Here is a 3455-nt window from a genome sequence, read left to right as displayed (position 1 = left end):
AATTAACAAGGGATTATGAAACTACTATACTTTGTTTAAGTTCTTTATTAGATTTCTTTCTGAAATTCACGCAATTATTTCTCAAAAACAAGCTGTAACATTTTTCTTCGACTATACTACATTCGTGTAGGGTCTTCTTATACATATATACATCATTGTTTCCTATATAGATGATGTTCAATGTACGAGTAGATATCCCTGTTTTCATATATCCCCCCTTTGCATCAAACTAAAACAAGTATGTATATATGAAAGTCACCGAACACGCTTATTAAATTTTGCTTAAACTCCCTACAATACTTTCTAAAAATTTAGTTTTTTCAAAAAGTATTAATCTTAAATTACCACCAATCCATCATAGTATCAAATAAAATTTCCAATAATTCAAAAAATTATCCCTATAAGTATGTTATTAAATACAATTTTATCACATTTCCTTGTTTTAATAGCTACTTATAGGGATTGTTTTTCTATATTACAAAGTCCATAAATACTTTGAATTCCTTCGGCTTAGCAAAAACCACTTCACCAATTCGCAACTCAAGTTGATCTACATTCTCTTTCGAAAGTTCCAGTTCAATATATTCACCATTATCATTTCTTTTCAACTCTATCCTAACTGTCGGTCCTACAGCATGAATATGTTTGACAGTCGCTTCAATTGATGCCACATCTGATGCTATCCTTTCAATGCTAAAATGATGAGGTCGAATATATCCAAGCCCGTCACCATCTATAACATTATGCGGCTCTGGTATTTCTAATTGATAATCTCCAGTTTGCAGACGACCATTCCGAACTTGACCAGAAAATACATTTGCACTTCCTAAGAAATCATATACAAAAGGATTAACAGGTTCATTATAAACTTCTTGTGGTGTTCCTATTTGCTCGATTCGTCCATTATTCATAATCACGATTCGGTCTGCTACATCTAATGCCTCCTCTTGATCATGTGTAACAAATACACTTGTAATCTTAAAGTCATTATGCAAATGCCTTAACCAACGCCGAAGCTCTTTACGTACCTTTGCATCAAGTGCGCCAAATGGTTCATCTAATAACAATACTTCTGGCTCTACTGCTAAAGATCTGGCAAGAGCAACACGTTGCCTCTGCCCTCCAGAAAGCTGATTTGGGTAGCGGTCTGCAAAATTCTCCAACTTCACTAACTGAAGTAGTTCTAATACTTTTGCTTTAATTTCATCCTTTGATGGTCGAAACCTCTTTGGTCTTACTTTTAAACCATATGCGATGTTTTCAAAAATTGTCATATTTCGAAATAGAGCATAATGTTGAAAAACAAACCCAACCTTCCGCTTGCCAACATGTGTATTTGTTAAATCATGTTGATTAAAAAGAACTTGACCTGAATCAGGGTGCTCTAATCCCGCAATGATCCGTAATAGCGATGTTTTACCCGACCCAGAAGGCCCTAATAAAGCGACTAATTCTCCACTTTTAATATCTAAATCTATCTCATGAAGAATGTTTGTATTTCCAAAAGACTTTGAGATATTTTGTATTGTAATTCCCATAACTGTTACTCCTTTTCACCCTACTTTTGATGAATGATACTTTCCTTTCCATTCTAAATAGTTCTTGATAATTAACGTAATTATTGCAACAACAGACATTAGGGAAGCAACTGCAAACGCCGCTGCAAATTGGTATTCATTATAAAGAATCTCAATATGAAGTGGCATCGTATTCGTTAACCCCCTAATATGTCCTGACACAACAGAAACCGCTCCAAATTCACCTATTGCTCTCGCATTACATAGGATTATGCCATATAATAAACCCCACTTAATATTAGGTAAAGTAATATGAAGAAACGTTTGTAACCCACTTGCCCCAAGGACAACAGATGCTTCTTCCTCTTGTGAACCTTGATTTTGCATGAGCGGTATTAGCTCCCTAGCTACAAATGGAAATGTGACAAATAAAGTAGCAATGACAATACCAGGAACAGCAAATATAATTTTTAAATCATAGTCAGCAAGCCACGGACCTAGCCAACTATTCGCTCCAAATAATAAGATGAAAATCAAGCCCGCAATTACAGGTGATACCGCAAATGGTAAATCAATTAAAGTAATTAATAAGTTTTTTCCTTTAAATTCATATTTTGATATAGCCCAAGCTGCTGCTACACCGAATATAGCATTGATCGGTACCGTAATAAGAACAACTAGCAATGTCAGCTTAATGGCCGATAAAGCATCGGGATGCGTAATGGCAGAAAAATAGACTTCTACTCCCTTTTCAAAAGCCTTCACAAAAATCGTAATCAGAGGCAATAACAAAAACAGTAGAAGAAAAAGGAGAACAATACTGATTAATAGTATTCTTATAAATAATGGCTCCGTTGTATTTGGAGTGGGAGCTGGTTTATGATTTTTATCTGGCTTCGTACTAAGTTCAAGCTCCATTTTATCGCCTCCTTCCAGTTGGTTAATAAAGATTTCAACTATACATTATGGCTGAATATATCTTCTATTCGTCCACCATTGTAATAGATTAATAAACAGAAGAATAATAAACGTAAAAATGAGCATAACCGCAGCAATAGCAGTAGCTCCAACATAATCATATTGTTCAAGCTTCGTCATAATAATTAATGGTGTTATCTCCGTTTTATACGGAGTATTACCTGAAATGAAAACAACTGAACCATATTCCCCTAATGAGCGAGCAAATGACAAAGCAAATCCCGTTAGAATAGCTGGAATCAGTTCAGGAAAGATCACCTTACAGAAAGTTTGCCAACGACTCGCTCCTAAGATTGAAGACACTTCTTCTACTTCTTTTTCGATATTTGCTAAAACTGGCTGAACCATTCGCACGACAAAAGGTAAACCAATAAAAACAAGCGCAACCATTATACCTATTGGTGTAAAGGCAATCTTAAACGAAAGAAATTGACCAATCCAGCCGTTCGTTGAATATAAAGACGTTAGTGCAATACCTGCAACTGCTGTTGGTAAAGCAAATGGTAAATCAACTAAACTATCAATGATTTTTTTCCCTGGAAACTTATATCGTGTCAACACCCAAGCAATCAGTAGTCCAAATACACCATTCAAACATGCTGCAATAAAAGCAGTACCAAAGCTCAATTTATATGAAGCAATCGCTCTAGGGTTTGTTACTGTTTCCCAAAAGTCATTGAAACCTAATGACATTGAATTCAAAAAAACCATCGATAGCGGAATTAATACCAATACACCCAAATACAAGATGGTTAATCCCATCGTTAAACCAAAGCCAGGTAATACTGCATTTTTCTTCGCTTTTATTACTCTAGTACTCTTCAAAATCCCACTCCTCTACGAAAAATGCATGTGTCCTCTTATACCACTCTTCTCCATTTAACTTGGCTTCGGACATCGATAAAGTGAAAATTTAATCGGTGGAGGTGTTCGTCCATCCACCACCAATTATTAGTTGAA

General features: G+C 35.4%; 3 protein-coding genes. All 3 read right to left on the bottom strand.

The features are described 5' to 3' along the window. Window positions 1–470: 470 nt before the first annotated feature. Genes V7014_RS22075 through cysT form a run of 3 tightly spaced genes read right to left on the bottom strand, consistent with a single transcriptional unit; the run spans window position 471 to window position 3320 of the window. Window positions 471–1538: a sulfate/molybdate ABC transporter ATP-binding protein gene (locus V7014_RS22075; protein ID WP_335510380.1), complete on the bottom strand. Its 1068-nt coding sequence runs from the start codon at window positions 1536–1538 to the stop codon at window positions 471–473. Window positions 1539–1553: 15 nt separating this feature from the next. After that, on the bottom strand, window positions 1554–2435 hold the full coding sequence (cysW, locus tag V7014_RS22070; RefSeq protein WP_335510378.1) for a sulfate ABC transporter permease subunit CysW: 882 nt from the start codon (window positions 2433–2435) through the stop codon (window positions 1554–1556). A gap of 45 nt (window positions 2436–2480) precedes the next feature. Then, on the bottom strand, window positions 2481–3320 hold the full coding sequence (gene cysT, locus V7014_RS22065) for a sulfate ABC transporter permease subunit CysT (protein WP_335510376.1): 840 nt from the start codon (window positions 3318–3320) through the stop codon (window positions 2481–2483). Window positions 3321–3455: the final 135 nt, after the last annotated feature.

The organism is Bacillus sp. JJ722, from assembly GCF_036963345.1.
Lineage (GTDB): Bacteria > Bacillota > Bacilli > Bacillales > DSM-1321 > Bacillus_AD.
Note: the sequence above shows the minus strand (reverse complement) of the source record. Positions and strands in the feature narration are given on the sequence as shown.

Coding starts and splice junctions, on each gene's coding strand:
- V7014_RS22075 (WP_335510380.1), bottom strand. CDS start 1,538: ATGGGAATTACAATACAAAATATCTCAAAGTCTTTTGGAAATACAAAC.
- cysW (WP_335510378.1), bottom strand. CDS start 2,435: ATGGAGCTTGAACTTAGTACGAAGCCAGATAAAAATCATAAACCAGCT.